Annotated in this window: 24 protein-coding genes; 15 read left to right on the forward strand and 9 right to left on the reverse strand. The window is 61.7% G+C overall.

The genetic code is table 11. From position 1 onward, the window contains the following. Positions 1–135: 135 nt before the first annotated feature. The 10 genes from EGN72_RS11610 (at position 136) to EGN72_RS11655 (ending at position 12,070) form a co-directional block, all read left to right on the forward strand. A complete protein-coding gene (locus tag EGN72_RS11610) occupies positions 136–1,320 on the forward strand; it encodes a hypothetical protein (protein ID WP_127047727.1) in 1,185 nt (394 codons plus the stop codon). 284 nt (positions 1,321–1,604) lie between these two features. After that, on the forward strand, positions 1,605–2,561 hold the full coding sequence (murB, locus tag EGN72_RS11615; RefSeq protein WP_127047729.1) for a UDP-N-acetylmuramate dehydrogenase: 957 nt from the start codon (positions 1,605–1,607) through the stop codon (positions 2,559–2,561). Positions 2,562–2,598: 37 nt separating this feature from the next. Continuing rightward, positions 2,599–3,522 carry a D-alanine--D-alanine ligase gene (locus EGN72_RS11620; RefSeq protein WP_199743739.1) on the forward strand — a complete coding sequence of 308 codons (924 nt, stop codon included), beginning with the start codon at positions 2,599–2,601 and terminating at the stop codon, positions 3,520–3,522. Continuing rightward, positions 3,510–4,421, forward strand: a complete 912-nt coding sequence (locus tag EGN72_RS11625; RefSeq protein WP_127047731.1) for a cell division protein FtsQ/DivIB — start codon at positions 3,510–3,512, stop codon at positions 4,419–4,421. Before EGN72_RS11620 ends, EGN72_RS11625 begins: the two co-directional genes overlap by 13 nt. Further along, on the forward strand, positions 4,418–5,752 hold the full coding sequence (gene ftsA, locus EGN72_RS11630; protein WP_127047733.1) for a cell division protein FtsA: 1,335 nt from the start codon (positions 4,418–4,420) through the stop codon (positions 5,750–5,752). The genes EGN72_RS11625 and ftsA overlap by 4 nt, the downstream gene beginning before the upstream one ends. A gap of 181 nt (positions 5,753–5,933) precedes the next feature. After that, a complete protein-coding gene (ftsZ, locus tag EGN72_RS11635; protein ID WP_127047735.1) occupies positions 5,934–7,598 on the forward strand; it encodes a cell division protein FtsZ in 1,665 nt (554 codons plus the stop codon). A 259-nt stretch (positions 7,599–7,857) separates the two neighbouring features. Continuing rightward, positions 7,858–8,778, forward strand: a complete 921-nt coding sequence (gene lpxC / locus EGN72_RS11640; protein ID WP_127047737.1) for a UDP-3-O-acyl-N-acetylglucosamine deacetylase — start codon at positions 7,858–7,860, stop codon at positions 8,776–8,778. 110 nt (positions 8,779–8,888) lie between these two features. Then, complete coding sequence (locus EGN72_RS11645) at positions 8,889–9,728, forward strand: outer membrane protein assembly factor BamD (RefSeq protein ID WP_127047739.1); 840 nt, start codon at positions 8,889–8,891, stop codon at positions 9,726–9,728. A gap of 36 nt (positions 9,729–9,764) precedes the next feature. After that, entirely contained in the window at positions 9,765–11,405 is a 1,641-nt protein-coding gene (gene recN / locus EGN72_RS11650) for a DNA repair protein RecN (protein ID WP_127047741.1), read from the forward strand. 41 nt (positions 11,406–11,446) lie between these two features. Continuing rightward, on the forward strand, positions 11,447–12,070 hold the full coding sequence (locus tag EGN72_RS11655) for a hypothetical protein (RefSeq protein WP_127047743.1): 624 nt from the start codon (positions 11,447–11,449) through the stop codon (positions 12,068–12,070). Here the strand turns inward: EGN72_RS11655 and EGN72_RS11660 are convergent. Genes EGN72_RS11660 through EGN72_RS19190 form a run of 4 tightly spaced genes read right to left on the reverse strand, consistent with a single transcriptional unit; the run spans position 12,067 to position 14,682 of the window. Then, complete coding sequence (locus EGN72_RS11660; RefSeq protein ID WP_127047745.1) at positions 12,067–12,459, reverse strand: DUF4440 domain-containing protein; 393 nt, start codon at positions 12,457–12,459, stop codon at positions 12,067–12,069. The genes EGN72_RS11655 and EGN72_RS11660 overlap by 4 nt on opposite strands. Continuing rightward, positions 12,456–13,829: an FAD-binding oxidoreductase gene (locus EGN72_RS11665; RefSeq protein ID WP_127047747.1), complete on the reverse strand. Its 1,374-nt coding sequence runs from the start codon at positions 13,827–13,829 to the stop codon at positions 12,456–12,458. The genes EGN72_RS11660 and EGN72_RS11665 overlap by 4 nt, the downstream gene beginning before the upstream one ends. A gap of 56 nt (positions 13,830–13,885) precedes the next feature. Beyond that, a complete protein-coding gene (locus tag EGN72_RS11670; RefSeq protein WP_127047749.1) occupies positions 13,886–14,527 on the reverse strand; it encodes a DUF1638 domain-containing protein in 642 nt (213 codons plus the stop codon). After that, the gene (locus EGN72_RS19190) at positions 14,524–14,682 is read right to left on the reverse strand and encodes a hypothetical protein (RefSeq protein ID WP_158623183.1); all 159 of its coding nucleotides are present in this window, start codon (positions 14,680–14,682) and stop codon (positions 14,524–14,526) included. The genes EGN72_RS11670 and EGN72_RS19190 overlap by 4 nt, the downstream gene beginning before the upstream one ends. Positions 14,683–14,839: 157 nt before the next feature. Here EGN72_RS19190 and yghU point away from each other — a divergent pair, with 157 nt between their 5' ends. Further along, positions 14,840–15,697, forward strand: coding sequence for a glutathione-dependent disulfide-bond oxidoreductase (yghU, locus tag EGN72_RS11675; RefSeq protein ID WP_127047751.1), 858 nt, complete (start codon positions 14,840–14,842; stop codon positions 15,695–15,697). A 249-nt stretch (positions 15,698–15,946) separates the two neighbouring features. Beyond that, positions 15,947–16,393: a rhodanese-like domain-containing protein gene (locus EGN72_RS11680; protein WP_127047753.1), complete on the forward strand. Its 447-nt coding sequence runs from the start codon at positions 15,947–15,949 to the stop codon at positions 16,391–16,393. 165 nt (positions 16,394–16,558) lie between these two features. On the opposite strand, the gene EGN72_RS11685 is transcribed toward EGN72_RS11680, so the two are convergent. Then, positions 16,559–17,254, reverse strand: coding sequence for a B12-binding domain-containing protein (locus EGN72_RS11685; protein ID WP_127047755.1), 696 nt, complete (start codon positions 17,252–17,254; stop codon positions 16,559–16,561). 153 nt (positions 17,255–17,407) lie between these two features. Here EGN72_RS11685 and EGN72_RS11690 point away from each other — a divergent pair, with 153 nt between their 5' ends. Then, positions 17,408–18,502 (forward strand): PA0069 family radical SAM protein, encoded by a 1,095-nt coding sequence (locus EGN72_RS11690; RefSeq protein ID WP_233587120.1) that lies wholly within the window; start codon positions 17,408–17,410, stop codon positions 18,500–18,502. 109 nt (positions 18,503–18,611) lie between these two features. On the opposite strand, the gene bmt is transcribed toward EGN72_RS11690, so the two are convergent. The 3 genes from bmt to EGN72_RS11705 form a co-directional block, all read right to left on the reverse strand. Continuing rightward, complete coding sequence (gene bmt, locus EGN72_RS11695; protein WP_127047757.1) at positions 18,612–19,628, reverse strand: betaine--homocysteine S-methyltransferase; 1,017 nt, start codon at positions 19,626–19,628, stop codon at positions 18,612–18,614. Positions 19,629–19,673: 45 nt separating this feature from the next. Next, the gene (locus EGN72_RS11700; RefSeq protein WP_127047759.1) at positions 19,674–21,569 is read right to left on the reverse strand and encodes a phosphatidylglycerol lysyltransferase domain-containing protein; all 1,896 of its coding nucleotides are present in this window, start codon (positions 21,567–21,569) and stop codon (positions 19,674–19,676) included. Between the two features lie 174 nt (positions 21,570–21,743). Further along, positions 21,744–22,058: a DUF1476 domain-containing protein gene (locus EGN72_RS11705; protein WP_127047761.1), complete on the reverse strand. Its 315-nt coding sequence runs from the start codon at positions 22,056–22,058 to the stop codon at positions 21,744–21,746. 184 nt (positions 22,059–22,242) lie between these two features. Between EGN72_RS11705 and EGN72_RS11710 the strand changes: the two genes are divergently transcribed. Further along, positions 22,243–23,004, forward strand: a complete 762-nt coding sequence (locus tag EGN72_RS11710; RefSeq protein WP_127047763.1) for a phosphoribosylaminoimidazolesuccinocarboxamide synthase — start codon at positions 22,243–22,245, stop codon at positions 23,002–23,004. Between the two features lie 12 nt (positions 23,005–23,016). Continuing rightward, positions 23,017–23,256, forward strand: coding sequence for a phosphoribosylformylglycinamidine synthase subunit PurS (gene purS / locus EGN72_RS11715; RefSeq protein ID WP_127047765.1), 240 nt, complete (start codon positions 23,017–23,019; stop codon positions 23,254–23,256). A gap of 33 nt (positions 23,257–23,289) precedes the next feature. Here the strand turns inward: purS and EGN72_RS11720 are convergent, their stop codons facing one another. Further along, positions 23,290–24,378, reverse strand: a complete 1,089-nt coding sequence (locus tag EGN72_RS11720) for a Hint domain-containing protein (protein WP_127047767.1) — start codon at positions 24,376–24,378, stop codon at positions 23,290–23,292. Positions 24,379–24,510: the final 132 nt, after the last annotated feature.

A 24,510-nucleotide genomic window follows, 5' to 3' on the forward strand; every position in this document is an offset into this window, starting at 1 on the left:
ACGCCCAAAGCGTTCCGGGCCGCGCCCGACCCGCCCCAAGGCGGGCGCGATGGCGCCCACACCGGGTCAGGCGCGTCCCTGTGTTGGGTCAAACTCTCGCTTGCCAATGTGCCTGTTTCCGCCAATCATGCCGGAATGAAAGCAAGCGATATCAAAGACGAAGATAGTTTGCGGCTATGGCTGGACGCTCGGCCCCTTGCTGAAACTATTACCATTTCTCAGCGGGTTGCTTTGCGGGTTGCACCCGTTTGGTTCGCGGCCATGGAAACAGCTTGGGATAATGAAGGCAAGTTCTCAAATCTTGCGCATCTGCGCCTGCTTATCACTGCTGTGGCAACGGGCGCAAATCAAACGCAAACCATGATAAGGGTCGGGCAGGTCGTATTCAACACTGCCATAAGTCGGCTTGCCTTTTCATCGCGCATCGCCAATCCCGTCAAGGTGCCGATATCAGGGCCCGATCAATCTGATCTTGAGCCAGCATGGGCCGCCCGTGCGGCTGCTGGTTATGCGCTTAAGCTTGCATTTGATCCGACCTCCGCAATCCTACGTAGCTCAGACCTCGTATTTGCCGCAAGAGCGGCATCGCGATTGAATTTTAAGGGCGTTTGGGAACGTATCAAGTTAGACTGCGCCAAGATGGAAGAAGGGCAGGCATTGGATGGCGTACCGCTTTGGGGCAGCATCTCGAACCCGTTCCAAGTTGAAATGAAACGGACGCGCACCCGCTGGGCACAACCCAATTCCCCCTACACCTTCTGGCTCCGCTGGTATGAGGCCGCGCTTGAGGGGCGGTCGCTCAACCCTGAACTCGAACGCGATATTGCCCTGATCCCCAATGCCGAATGGGAAAAAGGGGCTGCGCATATCGCGGGGCTGATCGCGCTGATCGAAGAACGCTTTGACCTCAAAGCCCAAGTCCAAGCCTTGCGCCAACAACTTACCTTCGCCCAAACCGCCCCTGCCGATGCCGCCCATCGCGGCCACAACCAGCCACCGGAATTGATCGACAGCGCACCAGAGGTGCAGCGCCAGATTACCATCATTTTTGACACGCTTGATGACGCCGAAAAGGAACTCTCCAAATTCGCCCCATCGCCGTCACGGCTTAAGGTGATTGGTGAGGCACTTTTGAATTCTGCCGCAATCATAGCGAGGTATTGTGGTGGCATTGCGAACAAGGCCGTCGGCGCAGCCGCAGTTGCGTTTGGAACTGCGGGTGGTGCGTTGGCGGCGGCCAAGCTGATCCAATTTGTGACACCAGTCAAAACTTTAGGCCAATCCATAACCGATTTCGCACTAAAATGGCTCGGTGGTTAGTCGGGACCTTCGCCCGGGACGCCCAAAGGGTTCCGGGCCGCGCCCGTCCCGCCCCATGGGCGGGCGCGATGGCGCCCACCCCGGGCCGGGCGCTGCCCTGTGAACCACGTAATTTCGTCGAAACACCCCTAGCCCCGTTTCTGGCCCCATCCCATAGGCTTTCTGGTAGGTTTCTGGGGTCTTTAGCTCTCGTTAACACTTGCCTCGCCCAGACCCGGCACGTTTTTGCGCATCTGGTCCAAAGCCTGCTTGCCGAAATCAAGCGCTGGCGTTACCAAGCCGGCATGACCCAAGATATGCCCCATTCCATGCCCCCCGTGCGCGGCACCTTGACCCCGAACCGGCCTTTGGCCGATCTGACCTGGCTGCGCGTGGGTGGCCCTGCGGATTGGCTGTTTCAGCCTGCCGATGCGGATGATCTGGCGGCGTTTCTGGCGGCTTTGCCTGCCGATGTGCCTGTGTTTCCGATGGGGGTCGGCTCTAACCTCATTGTGCGGGATGGCGGCTTGCGGGCGGTGGTGATCCGACTGGGACGCGGCTTCAACAGCATTGAAATTCAAGGGGATAGGGTGATCGCCGGGGCGGCGGCGCTGGATGCGCATGTGGCCCGCAAGGCCGCCGATGCGGGGCTGGACCTGACCTTTCTGCGCACCATTCCGGGTGCTATCGGCGGGGCCGTGTGCATGAATGCGGGCTGCTATGGGCTTTATACCGCCGATGTGGTCGAGACGGTGCAGATCATCACACGCACAGGGCAGGCCAAAACCCTGACGGCCTCTGAACTGGGCTTTGGCTATCGCCAGTCGGCCCTGCCCGAAGGCGCTGTGGTCATCGCGGCGACCTTTCGTGCGCCAAAGGGCAACCCGCAGGAGTTGCATGACAAAATGGCCGACCAACTGGCCAAGCGCGATGCCACCCAACCGACCAAGGACCGTAGCGCAGGCTCTACCTTCCGCAATCCGGCGGGGTTTTCCTCGACCGGGCGGGCCGATGATGTGCATGACCTGAAGGCCTGGAAGGTGATTGACGACGCCGGGATGCGGGGTGCTACCCGTGGTGGCGCGCAGATGAGCCAGATGCATTCCAACTTTCTGATCAACTCCGGTGGCGCAACCGCCGCAGATTTGGAAGAATTGGGCGAAGATGTGCGAAAAAGGGTTTTCGAACACTGCGGAATAACGTTAGAGTGGGAAATCAAGCGCGTTGGCGAACCAGCGCCGAAAATAACGAATAACGAATAACAAGAAACAGGCCAAAAAAGGCCTTGAGGCAGTAAATATGGTGGGCATGTCGAGCGGGGCAGCCTCCAAAGTGGTCGTATTGATGGGCGGACCTTCTGCAGAGCGGGAGGTGTCCTTGTCATCCGGGCACGAATGCGCGCAGGCGCTGTTGGAGGCCGGGTATGAGGTGGTTTCGGTGGATGCCGGGGCAGACCTTTGCGCGCGTTTAGCGGAAATCAAACCTGACGTTGTGTTCAATGCCCTGCATGGTCGCTGGGGCGAGGATGGCTGCGTGCAGGGTTTGCTGGAATGGATGCGCATTCCGTATACGCATTCCGGGGTTCTGGCCTCGTCTCTGGCGATGGACAAGGAAAAATCGAAAGCCGCGTTTCGGGCGGCGGGCCTGCCGGTGGTGGCCAGCGTTCTGGCCGCGCGGGATGAGGTGTGCAAACGCCATGTCTTGCCGCCCCCCTATGTGGTGAAACCGAATAACGAAGGCTCCTCTGTCGGGGTCTATATCGTGCATGAAGCCGCCAATGCGCCGCCGCAGCTTTCGGCGGAAATGCCTGCCGTGGTGATGGTGGAAACCTATGCGCCGGGGCGGGAACTGACGACTGCCGTGCTGGGCGACCGGGCCTTGGCGGTGACGGATATCATCGTGGATGGGTGGTATGACTATCACGCCAAATATTCGGTCGGCGGGTCGCGCCATGAAATCCCCGCCAATATCCCGCAAGAGATTTCAGAGGCTTGCAAGGATTACGCCTTGCGCGCCCATCGCGCCCTTGGTTGCCGTGGCCTGTCGCGCACCGATTTCCGCTGGGATGAGGCGCGCGGGCTGGAGGGCTTGATCCTTCTGGAAACCAACACCCAACCCGGCATGACGCCCACATCGCTTGCGCCGGAACAGGCGGGGGCGGTGGGCCTGTCTTTCCCCGATCTGTGCCGCTGGATTGTAGAGGATGCCTCATGCGACCGCTAAGCGCCCCCGCCCGCCATCCCCGCCCCGACCGCAGCGCCCCGCGCCGCGATCCCGCCCCCAGCCGCATTGCCTATCGCATGCAACGGCTGTGGCTGACGCCGGCCATCCGCACCGCGCTACGGGTCGGGCTTCCGGCCTTTGTGCTGGCCTTTGGTGTGGGCATTTACCTTGCCGATACCGAACGGCGGGAGTCGCTGGGCTCTGTCTATACCGATCTGCGCGAGAAAATTAAGAACCGTCCGGAATTCATTGTAAAGCTGCTGTCGGTCGAAGGCGCATCGCCGGATCTGTCGGAGGCTGTGCGCACCACGCTGGCGCTGCCTTTGCCGCAAAGCTCGCTTGATCTTGATCTGGAGGCCGCCCGCGCCCGCATTGCCACGCTGCGCGCGGTGGCCGATGTGGATGTGCGGGTGCAATCGGGTGGCATCTTGCAGGTCACGATCACCGAGCGCGAACCTGCGTTTGTCTGGCGCGATGCGGCGGGGCTGTGGCTGGTGGATGAAACCGGCACCCGCGTGGCCGAAATCCATGACCGCAATGACCGCGCCGATCTGCCGCTGATCGTGGGGCAGGGCGCCGATGCGGCGATTGCCGAGGCGCAGCAAATCCTGCTGTCTGCCGGGCCTTTGCTGCCGCGCCTGCGCGGCCTTGTCCGCATGGGCGAACGGCGCTGGGATATCGTGCTGGACCGCGATCAACGCATCCTGCTGCCCGTCGATCAACCCATTGCCGCGCTGGACCGTCTGATTGCATTGGATCAGGCGCAAGAGCTTTTGGCCCGCGATATCGTGGCCGTCGACCTTCGTTTGCAAAACCGCCCCTCGTTGCGGCTTGCCCCTTATGCTTTGGCTGAAATGCGCCGCGCACGCGGCATTATCCCTGCGGAGAACGACCTATGACCGATCTCTATCAATCCCAGCGTGCCATGCGCAACATCCGCCGCGCCGCCATGCAGCGCGGGGTGATTGCGATTTTGGATATCGGCTCCAGCAAGGTGGGCTGTCTGATCCTGCGGTTTGATGACACCGACAACCTGCGCGAGATGGAAGGCATCGGTTCCATGGCCGGGCAATCCTCTTTCCGGGTGATCGGGGCTGCGACCACACGGTCGCGCGGGGTGCGCTTTGGCGAGATCGCCGTGATGAATGAAACCGAGCGGGCCATCCGCACCGCTGTGCAATCGGCGCAGAAAATGGCGAATGTGCGGGTCGATCATGTGATCGCCTGTTTCTCGGGGGCAGAGCCGCGCAGCTATGGGCTGGCAGGCGAGTGGGATTTGCAGGACTCGGTTGTGACCGAGCAAGACGTGGCCCGCGTTCTGGCGGCCTGCGAAGTGCCGGATGTGGGCGAGGGGCGCGAGGTGCTGCACGCCCAGCCCGTGAACTTTGCGCTGGATCACCGTTCGGGCCTTGGCGATCCGCGCGGGCAGATCGGCAACCGTCTGTCTTGCGATATGCATTTGCTGACGGTGGATGCCGCCGTTGTGCAAAACCTGATCTATTGCCTGAAACGCTGCGATCTGGAACTCGCTGGGATGGCGTCTTCGGCCTATGTGTCCGGCATTTCGTCGCTGGTCGAGGATGAGCAGGAACTGGGTGCTGCCTGCATTGATATGGGCGGCGGGGCGACCGGGATTTCGGTGTTCATGAAAAAGCACATGATCTATGCCGATAGCGTGCGCATGGGCGGCGATCATGTCACATCCGATATTTCCAAGGGCTTGCAGGTGCCGCTGACCACGGCGGAACGCATCAAGACCAAATTCGGCGGCGTGCATGCCACCGGGATGGATGACCGCGAGATGATCGAGATCGGCGGCGACAGTGGCGATTGGGAAAAAGACCGCCGCCAAGTCAGCCGGACCGAGGTGATCGGCATCATGCGCCCGCGTGTCGAGGAAATTCTGGAAGAGGCCCGCGCCCGTCTGGACGCCGCAGGCTTTGACCATTTGCCCAGCCAGCAGATCGTGCTGACCGGAGGCGGCAGCCAGATCCCGGGCCTTGATGGTCTGGCCGCGCGTATTCTTGGCCAACGGGTCCGGCTTGGCCGTCCGTTGCGCGTGCAAGGCTTGCCGCAAGCGGCCACCGGACCTGCGTTTTCCTCGGCTGTGGGGCTGTGCCTGTTTGCGGCGCACCCGCAGGATGAATGGTGGGATTTCGAAATCCCGGCAGAGCGTTACCCCGCGCGGTCGCTCAAGCGCGCTTTGAAATGGTTCAAGGACAACTGGTAACCACAATATCCAGCCAATTTGTCGACATCCCGCGAAAAGCGGCGTGTTTTCGCCCATATTTTGTGGTGAAAGCACGTTTTTTTCGTGACCTTTGGGTTGGTTGTGGATAAGATTTGTGGAATATCGGGACTGAAAGCGCTGGCTAAAGGCGCAGGGACACTTATAGGCAGGCGGACTGGCAATGACACTTAACTTGATGATGACTTCGCAGCGCGAAGAACTGAAGCCTCGGATCACCGTGTTTGGTGTTGGTGGTGCGGGCGGCAATGCTGTCAACAACATGATCGACCAGCAACTGGAAGGCGTTGAGTTTGTGGTTGCAAACACCGATGCCCAAGCGCTTCAGCAAAGCCGCGCCAGCTCTACCATCCAGATGGGTCTGAAAGTGACCGAAGGTCTGGGCGCAGGGGCCCGCCCCAGCGTGGGGGCCGCCGCCGCCGAAGAAACCATCGAAGAAATTGTCGACCATCTGGCGGGCGCGCATATGTGCTTTATCACCGCGGGTATGGGTGGTGGCACCGGCACCGGCGCTGCCCCGATCATCGCGCAAGCGGCGCGGGAATTGGGCGTTCTGACGGTGGGTGTTGTTACCAAGCCGTTCCAGTTCGAAGGCAACAAACGTATGCGGCAAGCCGAAGAAGGCATTGAAGCGCTTCAGAAAGTTGTCGACACGCTGATCATCATCCCGAACCAGAACCTGTTCCGTCTGGCGAATGAGCGGACCACCTTTACCGAAGCTTTCGCCATGGCCGATGACGTGCTGTATCAGGGCGTCAAAGGTGTGACCGATCTGATGGTGCGTCCCGGCCTGATCAACCTCGACTTTGCCGATGTGCGCGCCGTGATGGACGAAATGGGCAAGGCGATGATGGGCACCGGCCAAGCCGAAGGTGACAACCGCGCCGTTGAAGCGGCCGAGAAAGCCATTGCCAACCCGCTGCTGGATGAAATCAGCCTGCATGGCGCCAAAGGTGTGTTGATCAACATCACCGGCGGCTATGATCTGACCCTGTTCGAACTGGACGAAGCGGCGAATATCATCCGCGAAAAGGTTGATCCGGACGCGAATATCATCGTCGGCTCCACGCTGGATACCTCGATGGAAGGCAGCCTGCGGGTGTCTGTGGTTGCCACCGGGATTGATGCGAACGTGGCGCAGACAGACTCGCCCGTGGCACGCCGTTCCTTGGCCAAGCCGCTGCCGACTAGCTTTACCGCGCCCGAACCGGAAGCAAAGCCGGAACCCGCGCGCCCGGCGCTGACCGTTTCGTCGGCGACCATGGTTCAGCCCGCACCGCGCCCGGCCGCCGCGCCACAACCGGCACCGGTGCAGGAAGCTGCGCCCACGCTGTTCGATCGTGAGCCTGCTGCACCTGCGCGGGCAGAGCGCGAATATGTCGAGGAAACCGACGATCTGCCGCCCCCGGCCTATCGCCCGCAGCCTGCCGCCCAGCCGCAACCGCGCGCCATGACGGCACCGCTGGATTCTGACGCGTCGGAATTTGTGGCCCCGCGTCCGCGCCCCACTGGCACCCCGTCGCCCGAGGCGCTGGCCCGGTTGCAAGCCGCTGTGTCGAAATCGCCTGCACAGCAACGCCCGATGGCCCCGCCGCAGCCCGCAGCCCAACCGGCCGCGCGTCAGGCCGAGGCTCCGCGTCCGCGCTTTGGCATCGGCTCGCTGATCAACCGTATGGCAGGCCATGGCGATGCGCCGGCAGAGCGCGGGTCTGCCCAGCCGCAAGTCAGCCGCCAGCACCCCGCTGCCAGCTATGACGAGGAGCCGGAGATGAGCGCAGATCAGGAACGGATCGAGATTCCGGCTTTCCTGCGCCGTCAGGCCAACTGAATCCGATCAAATCTATCCTGAAAAAGGTCCGTGAGAGCGGGCCTTTTTTGTTGTAAAATCATCGGTTTGCACGCCTGTAGGCGGTCTTTTGCGCCCTGTCTTGCCTTTTGTAACAGAAGGTCACAAAGAGTGAGTTGTTGCGGGCAACCCCGCCGCTTATTTACAATTCACCGAAAAGCCCGCGACGGGTTTCCTGTGGATCACCACAAGAATGCAGGTTAATCGGTTAAAAAAATAGAAACGGCCGGAAGGTTATATCGTGCAACATACTGTAAAATCCGACGTGGTTTTCGAAGGGACCGGGCTGCATAGCGGCAAGCCGGTTCGTATGGTTGTCAAACCTGCCTCTGCTGATTACGGCATCTGGTTTCGTCGCACCGATCTGGACAGCGACGACACCCTGATCCCGGCGCGGTGGGATGCGGTTGTGCCCTCTCGGCTGTGCACGCTGGTTGCCAATGCGGCTGGCCATTCCGTTTCGACGATTGAACATATCATGGCCGCTCTCGCTGGGCTTGGCATTCACAATGCCTTGATCGAGATTGATGGCCCCGAGGTTCCGATCCTCGATGGCTCCTCGCGCCCGTTTGTGGCCGGGTTGCTGGCCAAAGGCACCCGGACCCAAGCCGCCCCCGTGCGCGCCATCCGCGTGCTGAAGTCGATTGAGGTGCGTGAAGGCGATGCGGTTGCGCGGCTGGACCCGTCTGACATGCTGGAAATCGACTTCCGCATTGATTTTGAGGACGCGGCAATTGGTCGTCAGGAAAAAACGCTGAACATGTCCAATGGCGCCTTCGTGCGTGAGCTGTGCGACAGCCGCACCTTCTGCCGTCAGGCTGATGTGGATGCAATGCGCGCCAATGGTTTGGCCTTGGGCGGCAATATGGAAAACGCCGTGGTGTTTGAAGGCGATCGCGTCTTGTCGCCGGGCGGTCTGCGCCATGCCGATGAACCTGTGCGCCATAAAATGCTGGATGCGTTGGGTGATCTGGCGCTGGCCGGAGGGCCGATTCTGGGCCGCTACACCGGCTTGCGGGCTGGCCATGCGATGACCAACCGCCTGCTGCGCGCGCTGTTCGCACAAAGCGACGCATGGGAAATTGTGGATTGCGGCCAACCGACCGGGCAAAAACTGCCGGGTGTCGGGGTTTTGCGCTCAGATATCCCAGTTCACATCTAACCTGCACCGAAAGGTGAAAGGCGTTTTGCGCACCGGATTTTTCTGTGCTAGGACAGAACAAACCCGGCGCTCAAACGCTGGAATTTGCAGGATTATGGGGTAGGCGGAAGATGGCAGGCGTTAAGGTGCGCGCACAGTTCCTTTGGGCAGCGCTGATCATTGCGGGCCTTTCAGGCTGTGGCGGCGGGCAGGATGAGGTTCCGCTCGACAGTTTGACCGCAGAAGATATCTATAAACGTGGTGAACTGGCGTTGGAGACATCTCGCAAGCCAGACACTGCGATTCGCTATTTTTCCGAGGTCGAACGGCTTTATCCCTATTCGGAATGGGCGAAGCGGTCGTTGATCATGCAGGCGTTCAGCCAGCACAAGGCCAAGAATTATGAAGATGCCCGCGCCTCGGCGCAGCGCTACCTTGATCTTTACCCCGCCGAAGAAGATGCCGCCTACGCGCAATATCTTTTGGCGCTGTCCTATTACGACCAGATTGATGAGGTGGGCCGCGATCAGGGTCTGACCTTCCAGGCGCTGCAAGGCATGCGCGACGTGATCGAGAAATATCCCGACAGCGAATATGCGCGCTCGGCCATTCTGAAGTTTGATCTGGCCTTTGACCATCTGGCGGCCAAGGAAATGGAAATCGGGCGGTATTACCTGAAAAAGGGCCAGTATACCGCTGCCATCAACCGTTTCCGCGTGGTGGTGCAGGATTTCCAGACCACGACCCATACGGCAGAGGCGTTGCACCGCTTGGTGGAGGCCTATCTTGCGCTTGGCCTGACGGATGAGGCGCAGACGGCTGGGGCCATTCTGGGCTATAACTACCAGTCCAGCCCGTTCTATGATGACAGCCATCGTTTGCTGACAGGTCGCGGCCTGTCGATGGAAGCGAAAGGCGAAAGCTGGTTGCGTAAAGTCTATCGGCAGGTCATTCAGGGCAAGTGGTTGTAAGGGCGGTGCGCTTTGGCGTGCCCTGCGGGATAGTGGATGCTACGCGCGCTTGAAATTCGCGATTTGCTGATCATTGATCGGTTGGAACTTGCGTTCCAACCGGGTCTGAATGTGCTGACCGGGGAAACCGGGGCGGGCAAATCCATTCTGCTGGATGCTTTGGGCTTTGTGCTGGGCTGGCGCGGTCGCGCCGAACTGGTGCGCGCCGGGGCAGAGCAGGGCGAGGTGACGGCGGTGTTTCACTTGCCGCCGGGCCATGCCGCGCTGGCGGTTCTGGCAGAAGCCGGGATCGAGGCCGAGGATGAGCTGATCCTGCGCCGCATCAACACCGCCGATGGCCGCAAGACCGCTTGGGTCAATGACCGCCGCGCCAGCGGTGAGGTGTTGCGCGCGCTGTCCGATACTTTGGTGGAACTGCATGGCCAGCATGATGATCGCGGCTTGCTGAACCCGCGTGGCCATCGCCAGATCCTCGATGCCTTTGCCGGGGTTGATCTGGCGCCCGTCAAATCGGCTTGGTCGGCGCTGTCGGCTGCCCGCCGTGCCAAGGCGCAGGCCGAAGCCGCGCTAGAGGCCGCGCGGGTGGAGGAAGATTTCCTGCGTCATGCCGTGGCCGAGTTGGACAAGCTGAACCCCGAACCGGGCGAGGAGGCAAGCCTTGACGCCCGCCGCCGCGCCATGCAGGGGGCCGAAAAGATCCGCAGCGATATCGCCCGCGCCCATGTCGCCCTGTCTGACCAAGGGGCCGAGGCTGTGCTGGTCGATGCCCTGCGCTGGTTGGAAGGCGCGGCGGACCGTGCCGAAGGCCGGTTGGAAGGCGCGATAGCCGCCCTTGGCCGTGTGCTGGTGGAACTGGGCGAGGCGCAATCCGGGGTCGAAGATTGCCTCTCGGCGCTGGATTTCAACCCGATGGAGCTTGAGCAGATCGAAGAACGTCTGTTCGCCATCCGCGCGCTGGCCCGCAAGCATAATGTGCTGGCCGATGATCTGGGTGGCTTTGCCGATGATCTGCGTGCGCGTCTGGCGGTGATTGATGGCGGGGCTGGCAATCTTGCCGCGCTGACCACAGCGCTGGTTGAGGCAGAGGCCCGCTATACCCGCGCCGCCGAGGCGCTGACCAAGACCCGCCTTGCCGCCGCCAAACGGCTGGACAAGGCGATGGGGGCGGAACTTGCCCCGTTGAAGATGGAGCGGGCAGTGTTTTCCACCCAGATCAACCCGATAGAGGCCGGGCCGGAAGGCGTGGATGAAGTGGCCTTTACCGTGGCCACCAACCCCGGTGCGCCGTCGGGGCCGTTGAACAAGATTGCCTCGGGTGGTGAATTGTCGCGGTTTTTGCTGGCGTTGAAAGTGTGCCTTGCCGGAAACACGCCCGGTCTGACCATGATCTTCGATGAGATTGATCGCGGTGTGGGCGGGGCGACCGCCGATGCCGTGGGCCGCCGTCTGGCGGCACTGGCCAGCACCGCGCAGGTTCTGGTTGTGACCCATTCGCCGCAGGTGGCCGCCCTTGGTGCGCATCATTGGCGGGTGGAAAAGCGGGTGGAAAAGGGGATGACCCTCTCCACCGTCACGCCGCTGTCGCCCGACCAGCGCACCGAAGAAATCGCGCGGATGCTGGCAGGCGATACCATTACCCCCGCCGCCCGCGACGCTGCCCGCGCCTTGCTAGGATAGCGGTCCATGCGGGGCGTTTTTGTCACTTGGAAAGCCCTGCCATGACTGTGAACTTTGCGCTTTACCCCTTTGCCTTGATTGGCCTTTTTGCCTCTGCCGCCCATGCACAGCAGGATTTCGGGGCGCAATTGGATGCCCTGCATCAAACCACCGATTACGCCAGCCCCGGCGCGTGGCATTACACCCTGACAGGGGCCGATTTGTTAGAGGATGTCGCAGGCCAAATCGAAGGGATGGATTGGCAAAACCACCATCACCTATGCGATTTCGATACCGATGCGCAGGCGGTGGAGCGGGATATTGACCTGTCGGTGGTGGAAGATCAGCGCCACGCCTTCCTGTTCTTTCCGCTGCGCGCCGAGGTAAAGCAGGCGCAGGCCGATGGGATTGCCCGTGCCGAAGCTGCCTTTACCGAAATCGTCAATGGCGATGAGAACTCGCGCCCCGATGACGACTACCGGGTTCTGGCCACCAGAACGCGGGCAGGGGAATTTGGCCCCGTGGTGCAGCGCAATTATACCGAAGTCACACAAGACCTGTTTGGCGAGCGTCATTACAGCTTTGAGCCGCTGTTCACCCTGCGCCTGATTGCGCGGGCTGAAAACGCAGACCGGGTGATCGCCGTGGTCGATGCAGCGCGCAAGGCAGCCTGCGAAACGCGTTAAGCCTCCACCGCCGAGAATTGCAGCGACAGCGCCTGCCAGCCACCCTGCTTGGCCACCAGCACCGCAATCAGCATCGCCCCGATCCGCCCGGCATCGCGGCCTTGGGCATCGACAATGCCCGACAGCACCAAGCGTTGATGCAACACCGATGCGCCCGGCCCCAAAGGCCGCAGCCGGGTTTTACCCGTCACCAGCCGCGATTGGCTGAAGGCCCCGGCCCATTCGCCCGCAAACAAGGCTTCGGCGGCTTTGCGCCCTTCGGCCCAGCCCCCTGTCAGGCTTAGCACATCGGCATCATCGGCCAGCAATTGCCCCAACCCCGGCGCATCACGCGCGCCCCAGGCAAGCGCAAAGGCACGGGCGAATTCTTCGGGTTTTGTCGGGGTCATTTCTGCCGCACCATCTTGCCGGGATTCATCAGGTTCGCCGGGTCCAGCGCGCGTTTGATCTGCCCCATCACATCCCAGGCCGCGCCATGTTCCGCCGCCATATAGCCCAGCTTGCCGCAGCCGATACCATGTTCCCCGGTAATCGTGCCGCCCAAATGCAGCGCGCGTTCCACCATGCGGTTCGACAGGCGGCGCGCCACAGCCATTTCGGCCGGATCATCCTTGTCAACCAACAGGATCGCGTGGAAATTGCCATCTCCCACATGGCCCAGAATTGGCCCCATGATCGGGCTTTCGGCAATATCGGCGCGGGTTTCCTCCACCGCTTCGGCAAGGCGCGAAATCGGCACGCAAACATCGGTGACAAGGGCCGTGGCACCGGGCCGCAGCGCCAGAATGGCGGGATAGGCATTGTGCCGCATCCGCCACAGCTTGTTGCGATCTTCGGTGGCTTTCGCCCAATCATAGCCAGTGCAGCCCATTTCGGCGGCAATCTCGGCAAAGCGTTCGGTCTGCTCCTGCACCCCCGCGGGGGAGCCGTGGAATTCCACCATCAATTGCGGTTCTACCGTCAGGCTGGTGCCGGCCCAGGCGTTGCAGGCCTCTACCGAAGCTTGATCCAGAAATTCGATCCGGGCCATCGGGATACCGCTTTGAATGGTGGCAATCACGCAATCCACCGCATCCGCGATGCTGGGAAAGGCGCAAACCGCCGCCGAAACCGCCTCTGGCTGGCCATGCAGGCGCAGCGTCAGCTCGGTGGTCAGGCCAAGTGTGCCTTCGGAGCCGACAAACAGCGCCGTCAGGTCATACCCCGCCGAGGATTTCGGCGCCGAGGTGCCGGTGCGGATGGTGCGGCCATCGGCCAGAACCACCTCCAGCCCCAGCACATTGTCGCGCATGGTGCCGTATTTCACCGCCGTGGTGCCGCTGGCGCGGGTGGCGGCCATACCGCCCAGCGTGGCATTGGCCCCCGGATCGACCGGAAAAAACAGCCCCGTGGCGCGCAGGGCATCATTCAGCGCTTCCCGCGTGATGCCGGGTTGCACGACACAGAGCATATCTTCGGGATAAACGGCCAGCATCTGGTTCATCTGGCTGAAATCCACCATCACCCCGCCTTTCAGCGCCAGCGCATGCCCCTCCAGCGAGGTGCCCGCCCCCCAGCCCACCATCGGCACCCCGTTTGCCGCGCAAAGCCGCGCGATCATCGCGACCTCTGCGGTGCTTTGGGGAAAGACAACCGCATCGGGCAGGCCACCTGTCACATGGGTTTCCGACTGCCCATATTGCGCCAAAGCGGCGGGCACACGGCTGAACCGGGCGCCCAGACGATGGGACAATTCGGCAAGGGCGGGTTCAAGATTCATGCGGCCTCCGTCGCTTTGGCTCAGGCTAAACCATGGGGCCTGTCAGGGGAAGGGCGCTAGGGTTTCAGTGCGGCCAGTGCGGGCGCCAAATCGCCGTATCCGGTGAAGCGCCGCTCATAGGCGAGGCCAAGGCGCCTGGCGCAGTCCTCGGCCTTTTTGTCCAGCGCCGGGTCATTGGTTTGCGCCTGATAGACCAGCTTGGTGTAATTGCCGAAATACATGTCGCGAAGCTGTGGGTGCCGGTCAAGGCCCATCGGCTTCCAGACAAAGGCATCGAACTGCCGCACCAGAAAATCGGTCAGGTAAAAGGCGGTGAATTCCTGCTCGGCCTTTTCGGCGAAGGCCTCATTCCCTTCAAAAAACGAATAGCAATGCGGGCCTGCGATCATCTCGACCCCCAATTTCTTGCACATTTCGAACAATTGCCCGCCAGTGCCGCAATCAGCATAGACCACGAAGATATCGGCATAATCGCGGCGGTGTTCGGTGACGGATTTCTCTACGGCGGCGGGGATGCGGTCGGGCCAAAGGTGCAGATTGGCGGGCAGGCATTGCAGGTCAAGATGGTCCCAGTGGTTCAATCGTTTCAGGGCAAGGATTTCATGCGCCAAGGCCCCGCAGGCGATCAGCAACACCCGGCCCGCGCCGCAGGGGGGCAGGCCTTCTTCGGTCAGGGTTTTGTCATCCAGCGCGGTCATTTCCGGTCCATCCACAGCCGCAGGCCAAGGGCGGCCCCGGCAAAGACCACGCCCAGAACGGCCATGGGCAAGCCAAAGATTTGCGCCGCCAGAACAGTTGCGGCGGCGGCAAGGATGACGATCAGCAGTAACCAGATCAGAACGCGGGCGGGCATGGCGGGGCCTTTGGGTTGTTCCCGTCAAACCTAGGCGGGCCGCAGGCGGAAGCCAAGCGGTGAACACGGCGGCTTGATCGCTGAATGCGTCAATGGCTATGGTTTGCGGGGCGCGATTGCGGTTTAAAGGTGCAAACCCATTTCACAGGAGCAGAACATGGCCGAATATACCCCCCCAAAAGTCTGGACATGGGACAGCGAAAACGGTGGCACCTGGGCCAAGCTGAACCGCCCCATCGCGGGGGCCACGCATGACAAGGCGCTGCCCGTGGGCAAGCACCCGTTCCAGCTTTATTCCCTTGCCACGCCCAATGGCGTGAAAGTCACAGTGATGTTTGAGGAGTTGCTGGAAGCCGGCCATAAGGGCGCGGAATATGATGCCTGGCTGATCCGCATCGCGGATGGCGATCAGTTCGGTTCGGGCTTTGTCGAGGTGAACCCGAATTCCAAGATTCCGGCGCTCATGGACCATTCGGGCGCGGAACCGCTGCGGGTGTTTGAAAGCGGCGCGATCTTGCTGCATCTGGCCGAGAAATTCGGGGCCTTTCTGCCCAGCGGGGCCGGGCGGGTGGAATGCCTGAACTGGCTGTTCTGGCAGATGGGGTCGGCCCCTTATTTGGGCGGCGGTTTCGGGCATTTCTATGCTTATGCGCCGGAAAAATGGCAGTATCCGATCGACCGCTTCGCGATGGAGGTGAAGCGGCAGTTGGATGTGCTGGACCGGGAGCTTGCCACCCGCCCCTATATCGCGGGCGAGGATTACAGCATCGCTGATATCGCGATCTGGGCGTGGTATGGGCAGTTGGTGCTGGGCCGCCAATATGGCGCGGCAGAGTTCCTTGATGTGGCCTCTTACACGCATGTGATGGACTGGGCGCAAAAGATTGACGCCCGCCCGGCGGTGAAGCGGGGCCGGATGGTCAACCGGGCCTTTGGCGAGCCGGAATTGCAGCTTCATGAGCGTCACGATGCCGGTGATTTTGCGACGAAGACGCAGGATAAAATCGCGGGGTGAGGCTGCGAGTCCACAGCGCGGAATCGCGCGCGGAGTGCGTGGCAAGATGCTGAAATGAAACGACTTCATTGAAAAAATTAACCCGCGATTAAGATTTTGATCGCGGGTTTTTCATGCGTGGTTTCTGGCCGGGCGCGCTGTTTCGGCGGGTTTCCTGCCGGGGCCTGTGGGCTGGGCTTGCAGGCGTTGATGATAACGTATATGAAAACTTGAATGTAATGGAAGCGCCGCAACAGGAAGGGCAGACGCATGTCGATATGGGGGTATGTTCTGGGGGCGGCGGTGGTCTTGGGCGCGGTGCTGTTCGGGCTTGCCAATCTGACACAAACGGCAGCCGCGCAAAATGTGATGCTGGAGCCGCTGACGGGGCAGGCGCTCGCCTCGGATGACAGCCTGTTTCTGGTCGATATTCGCACGCCCGAGGAATGGAAGCAAAGCGGCGTGGTCGAAGGCGCGCTGCTGCTGACCTATAGCACGCCCGAGGCGTTTTTGCAGGTGGTGGCGCCAAAGCTGAAGCCGGGGCAGCGGATCGGGTTGATCTGCCGCTCGGGCAACCGCACATCGCGGGCAGCGCAGCAAATCGCCCCTTTGTTCAAAGGTGAGATTGTGGATGTGCAAGGCGGGATGAACCGCGTGTTGGTGCAGGGCTACCAACCGGTGAAACCGACGCGCATGCAGGGTTGTGCAAGCTGTTGAGGGGGGGCAGCGCTTCTTCTTCCATCCTTATTGGCAAAAGGTGGCTGAAATCAAAGATTTCAGGCGTGAACGGATGCGGTGCGTATAACCTTTGAAAAGAAATGATCTTAGGCATGAACAAACCCCGGCGCTGGCCGGGGTTTTGGGCTGCGGCGAAAGCGCAGATCAGGCGTTGGCTTGGTTGTGCTTGCGCGCCACCAGTGCCTTTGCGGTTTCCACGGCCACGGCGGCATCGCGGCAATAGGCGTCTGCGCCAATGGCCTTGCCGAATTCTTCGTTCAAAGGCGCGCCGCCGACCAGCACGATATAATCATCGCGCATGCCTTTTTCGTTCAGCGTGTCGATCACGACTTTCATATAGGGCATGGTCGTGGTCAGCAGGGCCGACATGCCAAGGATATCGGGCTTTTCCGATTCCAATGCCTCCAGATAGGCATCGACCGAGTTGTTGATGCCAAGGTCTTTGACCTCAAACCCGGCGCCTTCCATCATCATGCCGACAAGGTTCTTGCCGATGTCGTGGATATCGCCTTTGACGGTGCCGATCACCATTTTGCCCATGCGCGGCGCGCCGGTCGCGATCAGCAGCGGTTTCAGGATGGCCATGCCACCTTTCATCGCATTGGCCGCCAGCAGCACTTCGGGCACGAACAGGATGCCATCGCGGAAATCGGCGCCGACAATGGTCATGCCTGCCACAAGCGCCTTGGTCAGCGCATCATAGGGGGCCCAGCCGCGTTCGATCAGGATGTTGACGCCTTCTTCGATTTCCTCTTTCAGGCCATCGTAAAGGTCGTCGTGCATTTGCAGGACCAGTTCGTCATCAGAAAGTTCGGAAAGGATGATTTCGTCGTCAGACATGGCATGCTCCTGCGCGGTCGTTTATTGCTGAATGGTCGCAAAGCCCGCGAACCACTTTTCGGTTTACGACATTGGTAGGGTGAAAGCCGACAAGTTGCAATTTGATGTTGCGATTTGCTGGTATTTGTTCCGTTTTCGTTCTAGTGTGTCGCCATGACGCAGGTTGAGCATGAGATGGGAACGGTTTCGCGCTTGGTTCGGGCGCGGGCGCGGGGGGTGGCCTCGAACGCCTCCGGGCGGTTTGAAGGGCTGTCGCGCTTGGCGGTCGATGACGGATGGAGCGAGGAGGAAGCAGCTTTGCTGCGCACCGAGGTGCGATTGGAACGCGCGCGCTCGGCCATCAGTTACAACCGCTCGCCCGATCTGCCGTTTGATCGCTCGGTCAACCCCTATCGGGGTTGTGAGCATGGCTGCGCCTATTGCTATGCGCGCCCCAGCCATGCCTATCTGAACCTGTCGCCGGGGCTGGATTTTGAAACCAAGCTGATCGCGCGGCCCGGGCTGGAGGCGGTGCTGGCGCAGGAGTTGCGGGTGAAATCTTACCGGCCTGCGGTGATAGCGATTGGCACCAATACCGACCCCTATCAACCGATCGAGGCGGAGCATGGTGTGATGCGCGCGGTGCTTGGGGTTTTGGCCGAGTTCCGGCATCCGGTGGCGATAACGACCAAAGGCACGTTGATTGAGCGGGATCTGGATATTCTGGGGCCGATGGCGGCGCAGGGATTGGTGCGGGTTGGGGTGTCGATGACCACGCTGGATGCGGGTTTGAGCCGCGCTTTGGAACCGCGTGCGCCGGCCCCCGCGCGGCGCTTGGCGATGATCCGGCGTCTGTCTGCGGCGGGTGTTCCGGTGCGGGTGATGGTGGCCCCGGTGATACCGGGGCTGACCGACCCGGAGATGGAGGCGATACTGGAGGCCGCGCGCGATGCAGGGGCGGTGGCGGCCAGTTGGATTTTGCTGCGCCTGCCGGGCGAGGTGCAGGGTCTGTTTCGCGATTGGCTGGCCACGCATGCGCCGGGGCGGGCCGAGAAGGTGCTGGCCCGGCTGGCGGCGTTGCATGGTGGTGCGGTCTATGACGCGGGGTTTGGCACGCGGATGCGCGGCAACGGGATTTGGGCCGCGTTGATTGCCAAGCGGTTTGATGTGGCTTTGGCGCGGTTGGGCTTGGATCTGCGGCTGGCTCCGCTGCGCTTCGATCTGTTCGCAGCACCCGCCCAAGCAGGGGATCAGCTAAGCCTGTTCTAACGCGAAACGCGCTAGGGCCGCAGGCGGGCTGTGCGTTTGCTGCGCACATCGTATTGGGTGTTTATGACCAGATGAATTTGGGGGGCGTTTGTTTGCCCCCCAACAGGGGTTAGCCGCGGCGGCCGCCCCGACGTTCACGCTTGGGTGCGCCCGCGTCATCGCCGGTGCCATCGGAAGCAGAGGAGAATCCGCCAAGCGCTGCGCTGATTTGTTCCAGCGTCGGGCGCGGGCCTTTGGGGCGGGATTCGAGGGCGGCACGCATGGCTTTCAGATGCTCGGGCATGGTGCCGCAGCAACCGCCGATGATTTTGACGCCTGCGTCACGGGCCAGAACGGCATATTCCGCCATCAGTTCCGGCGTGCCATCGTAGTGGATATGGCCATCGTGATATTTCGGGATGCCAGCATTGCCCTTGGCGATCAGCGGGCGTTCCGACCCTTGGGCGACAAAGCCCAGCATCGTGCGCATCAGGTCCGAGGCGCCGACGCCGCAATTGGCCCCGAAGGCCAGCGGCGGATAGTCCAGCTTTTCGACCATATCCACCATGGCGGCAGAGGTGGTGCCCATCATGGTGCGGCCTGCGGTGTCAAAGCTCATGGTGCCGCACCAGGGCATTCCGGCCAGTTTGGCGGCCTCGGCCGCGGCGCGGTATTCTTCGGGCGCGGAAATGGTTTCGACCCAAAGCACATCGGCCCCGCCCGCTTTCAGCCCTTCGGCCTGTTCGTGGAACATCTCGACCGCTGCGGCATGGGTCAGCGTGCCCATGGGTTCAAAAATCTCACCCGTGGGGCCGACTGAGCCTGCAACGACGATCGGACGCCCGGCGGCATCGGCCACCTCACGCGCGATTTCAGCGGCGATGCGGTTAAGTTCCAGCACGCGGTTTTGGGCCTTGTGCAGTTTCAGGCGGCTGGCATTGCCACCAAAGCTGTTGGTCAGAAAGATGTCAGAGCCCGCATCCACCGCGCCCTTATAGAGTTTGCGGATATTGTCGGGCTTTTCGGTGTTCCAGAATTCCGGCGGCTCGCCGGATTCCAGCCCCATGTTGAACAGGTTGGTTCCGGTTGCGCCATCGGCCAGCAGCCACTCACGGCTTTCCAGCAGTTTTGTCAGTGCGTTGCTCATATCGGTTTTGCCCTATGCCTACGGGGCCGCCCCTGTGGGAGGCCGTTATTTTGCCTCTGTTTGCCATGGCTGACCGGGGGAGGCAAACCCAAACTGTGGCGGGCTGGCCGGGCAATGGCTTTGCAGCGGTGGTGGGCTGTGGATGGCGCGGTAAATCTCTGCCCCCGCGAGCGAGAGGGCGGCGCGATTGGGGGCGGCGATATAGAGCGGTTGCCAGAATGGCGCGAAGCTGGCCTTGAACTGGCACAGGCCGCGGGCGGTTGTGGGCACAAGGCGGCGCAGGGGCGGTGCCACCTCGGGCAGGCGGGGGGCGGCGGCCAAGGACAGGCGCGGGATGGCTGCGTCAGTGGCAGCCTCCAGCGCCTGCACGATCAGGGCATAGGCGGTGCCATCCGGCGTGCCGGGCGCATGGCGCATCAGGTCAAGCACCCATTCCTGCGCATTGTGGTGAAAGCTGACGAAGGCCAGCAATTCACCCCCCGCAAAGGCCCCGAACAGCCGTTGCTGGGCGGCATAACCGGGATCAAAGCGGCCCATGGAGAACCCCCGCTCCCCCCCGTTGGCCGCTGCCCAAGCTGCCGCGATTGCGGGCAGGGCGGGCCAGTCGGCAGGTCCAAGGGCGCGGGTTTGAACCCCGGCCTGCGCCGCTTTGCGCAATTTGCGGCGCAGGGCGGCGCGGGCTGGCGTGGAAAGGGTGAAGTGCTGCGGGAAAAGCCACGCCTCGGCGGCGACAGGGGCGACATGCCAGCCCGCCGCGCGCGCCGCCACAGCCATGCGGGCCGAGCATTTATACAGGCAAGGCACACGCGCCGCCGCGCGGGCTTTGCGGTGGAAGGCATGCAAGGCGCTGGGCCGGGTTGCATCGCCGAACGGGTCCAGCAGCATCACCAGCGCATGCGGCGTTCTGGCCGCAATCGCCTGTGTCGCGGGGCCGAGGCTGTGCAGGTCAAGTTGGTTTTGCGCCAGCAGCCCTGCCTCTGCCGGGGCGCAGGGCAACAGGCGCGCGGGCGGTGCAGTTTGCGCGGCGCGCATTGGTGTGGCCAGTGCCGCAGCCGCCGCAAGGGTTGCGGGCAAGGCGTAATAGACCATGCGGAAGGCCAGAACGGCGGCGATCAGATCGGGTTGCGGCACAGCGGGCAGGGCAGCGAGTAAGGTCATTTCAAACGCGCCAACGCCGCCGGGGGTGCCTGAAATCAGCCCCGCCCCCAGCGCCAGCAAATAGGCCGGAAGAAGCGCGGCGAAGGGCAAGGCCAGATCCGGCGGGCAAAGCAACCAGAGCGCGGCACAAGCGGCAACCGTATCGACAAGCGAAAACAACAGGATACGACAGGTTGTGAAGATATTTGGAAAGGCAAGCACGCGCCCCGCGTTCCGCAGTCGCGGTGCGATCAGGCAAAGCAGGCAGACCGCCACCCCCGCCAGAACAACCGCAGCGGCCAGTGGGGTTGCTGGCCCTGTCGGCAGCAGCAAAAACACCAGCGCGGTGATCATCGACCAGCCGAACAGAAAGGACAGCGTGACCGCCGCAGATAGTTTGCTGGCCGCGATCAGCGACAAGTCCGGCAGCATCCGCCACCGCACCAAGGCCCCGGTCAGCACGCCAAGGCCCAAGGTTTGCCCCAGCGCAATCGCGGCCATGCCTGCCCGCCGGGCCGGTTTTTCGCTTTCCCCTGTCGAAAGGTGCCGATGCAGCGTGGCGTCATATTGGCCCACGGCCCAAAAGCTGAGCGCGGTTGCGCCAAGCGCCAGCACCCATTGGGGCAGGGTGACGGTTGTGATTGCCGTGCTGACCGCTGCTGTATCCAGTGTTGCCAGTTGCCGCGACAGCAGCCCCAAAAACAGCGCCGTGACCCCTGCGGCCAAGCCAAGCCGCAGCGCCAGCCGTGCGCCAGACCATCCCTGCACGCGGCGCGACAGGCGCCCGTTGATGCTGCGTATCATGTAAAACCCCCGACCACATTCCCCGTAGCCAAGACTACGAAGATGAGGGTTCACAGCGGCTTAACAGGTCAAATTGTCAGGGTATTTCGGGCCTGCCCAGGGGGCGGAACGGCCAGACAAAAGGTGCATGCGCTGCATGCCCCCTGAATTCACGTCAGCTTTGGCAAGACGCGCTTAAAGCTCGCTCATCAATTGGGCTTTGGCGACAGCGAGGGTCGCGGAAAGTTTGGCGCGAATCTCATCTGCGGTGGCTTTGCCTTCCAGATCGGCGGCCAGTTTGCGCACCACATCTTCATTTCCGGCCTCTTCGAAATCGGCGGCCACCACGGTCATGGCGTAATCTGCCGCGTCCTGCCCGGATTTGCCCAGCATTTCAGCCGCCCACAGGCCCACAAGCTTGTTGCAGCGTGCCTCGGCGCGGAATTGCATTTCGGCGTCATGGGCGAATTTCGCCTCAAAAGCGCGTTCGCGGTCATCGAATGTGGACATGGAATGGCCCTTCCCTTTGGTTTGGTTATCCCTGATATGCCCTTCTCCGCCCTGTGCTGCAAGGGGGCAGCCGTGGCATCGGATGGATCGCTGCCTTGCGAGCGGGGCTGGCATACACTATAGCGCGGGTAACAGGGGGTGGATGGCGGCGCGTCGTCTGGCCCTCAAGTCATTCGGGGACGTCATGGCACGCCGCAAGAAGGTATATGAGGGGAAGGCCAAGATCCTTTACGAAGGGCCGGAGCCGGGCACCCTGATCCAGTATTTCAAGGATGACGGTCTGGATGCCGCGACGCCGCCGCAAGCGGCTGTCGAAGGCAAAGGTGTGCTGAACAACCGTTTGTCGGAATTCTTCATGGCCGGGCTGAACAGCATCGGCGTGCCCACGCATTTCATCAAGCGTCTGAACATGCGCGAACAGATGGTCCGCATGGCCGAGATTTTGCCGCTGGAGATTGTGGTGCGCAATTATGCGGCAGGCGGCATGACCGAACGGCTTGGCATTCCGGTTGGCACGCCGCTGCCGCGCCCGATTGTGGAATATTACTTCAAGGACGAAAAGCTGGGCAATCCGCTGGTGTCCGAGGAACATATCGTCGCTTTTGGCTGGGCCAATCAGCAAGACCTTGATGATATCATCGCATTGTCGCTGCGGGTGAATGATTTTCTGACCGGTGTAATGCTGGGCGCGGGCATCCGCCTTGCCGATTTTCGGCTGGAGATTGGCCGCGTCTGGGAAGGCGATTTCATGCGGCTGATCGTCGCCGATGAGATCAGCCCCGACAGTTGCCGCCTTTGGGATATCCGCGGCCTCGACCTTGCCGAGCGTGAGGGCCAGTTGCGCGAACCGATCCCGCTGGCCGATGTTTACACCGAACTCGCGCGGCGCTTGGGGGTTTTGCCCACCAATGTCACGCATACAACCAAGCCCACCTTGATCAACTGAAAGGCCCCAGCCATGAAAGCTCGTGTTCATATCATGCTCAAAGACGGTGTTCTGGACCCGCAGGGCGAAGCGGTGCGCCATGCGCTGGGCACTTTGGGATTTGACGGTGTGCAGGCCGTGCGTCAGGGCAAGGTGATCGAACTGGACCTGACAGCCACCGACAAAGCCGCGGCAGAGGCCGAGGTAAAGGCCATGTGCGAAAAGCTGCTGGCCAATACGGTGATCGAGAAATACTCGGTCGAGATTGCCTGACCCAAAACCGCGCCGCGCGTGATGCTGATCCCCTCAGGCCGCAAGGTCTGAGGGGTTTGTCATGTGGCAAAGCGGTGAGGCATCTGCGGGTTGGTCAGCAGCGCCGGCCCAAGTCAGCAGCGCTGCGGTTTGCATGGCTTTCAGGCTGGGCAGGCAATCGGGCCGGGCCAGCAAATCCGCAAGGGTCTGGCCGGGGCAGGCGCGGCCAAGTGCGGCCATATCCTCCGCCTCCAGCGCCAATTCCCCGCGCGCGCCAAGTTGAAAGCTTTCGCAGGCCAAGCCATTTGCCAGCACCAACGCATGTTCATCAAACAGCAGGTGGAAATACTCGATACCCCGACCGGGGTTGACGCGGCGCGGTTTTTCACCGGGCAAGGCGCTGGGGCCCAGCAGGTGATTGGCGCGCATCAGCGCAATGTCATAGCCGAACAGCAACTCGGTTTCCCAACCGCCGATGGCCAGCCGATGAGAGCCTGACAGCTTGAGCCGCCGCGCGGGCAGGCCGGGGCCGAACATATCCTGCGGCAGCACGACAGGGCGCAGATCGGGGTAGAACAGCAGCTCTGCGGCGCTGACCTTGCGCCTGCCGATCCAGCGCAGCGGCAAGGCCCGCCCGTCATAGGTCGTGACCAGATCACCAATGGCCAGCGTTTCAATTGGCTGCTGGCCTTGCGGGGTTTCTATCAGTGTGCCGCGCAGAAAACACACCAGAACCGGCGCCGTGACATTGACATTGCTGACGCTCACCGCGCCATTGGGCATAGCGTTCATGGCGGCAATCGTGCCGCTGCCATCGGTCACAAAGATGAACTGTTTGCCATTTGCCGCTGTGATGATGGCAACCTGCTTGCCGCGCAAATCGACCCCACCAAGGTTGGCATATTTGGAGGTCGTGGGCAGATTGGCCGAAAAGGTCAGGGTAAAGGTCATGGTGACCCCGTTGATGATGACCTTTGTATTCGGGTCCGGCAGCCCGTTATTGGCATCCAGTTTCAGATTGCCCGTGCCTTCGTCGGTGAAGGTGAGTTGCAAGGTCGGCGCTTGGTTCAGGTTTGACAGAACCGGTTTATTGCCATTCGCAATATTTCCAACTGTGCGCGCATAGAAGGACAGTGTGGCCATGATATGCCAACTCCTTTTTGCGGCGACTGGAAAAGCGGGCCTTTCCAAAATGAGGCTAAATTGTGGCAAATTTAAGTCATATTGTTCAGATTGCAGGGAAGGTCGGTGCCACTTGGTTGGATTTGTGCAAAT

This window comes from Pseudorhodobacter sp. E13 (assembly GCF_003991405.1).
In the GTDB taxonomy this organism is placed as follows: Bacteria; Pseudomonadota; Alphaproteobacteria; order Rhodobacterales; family Rhodobacteraceae; genus Pseudorhodobacter.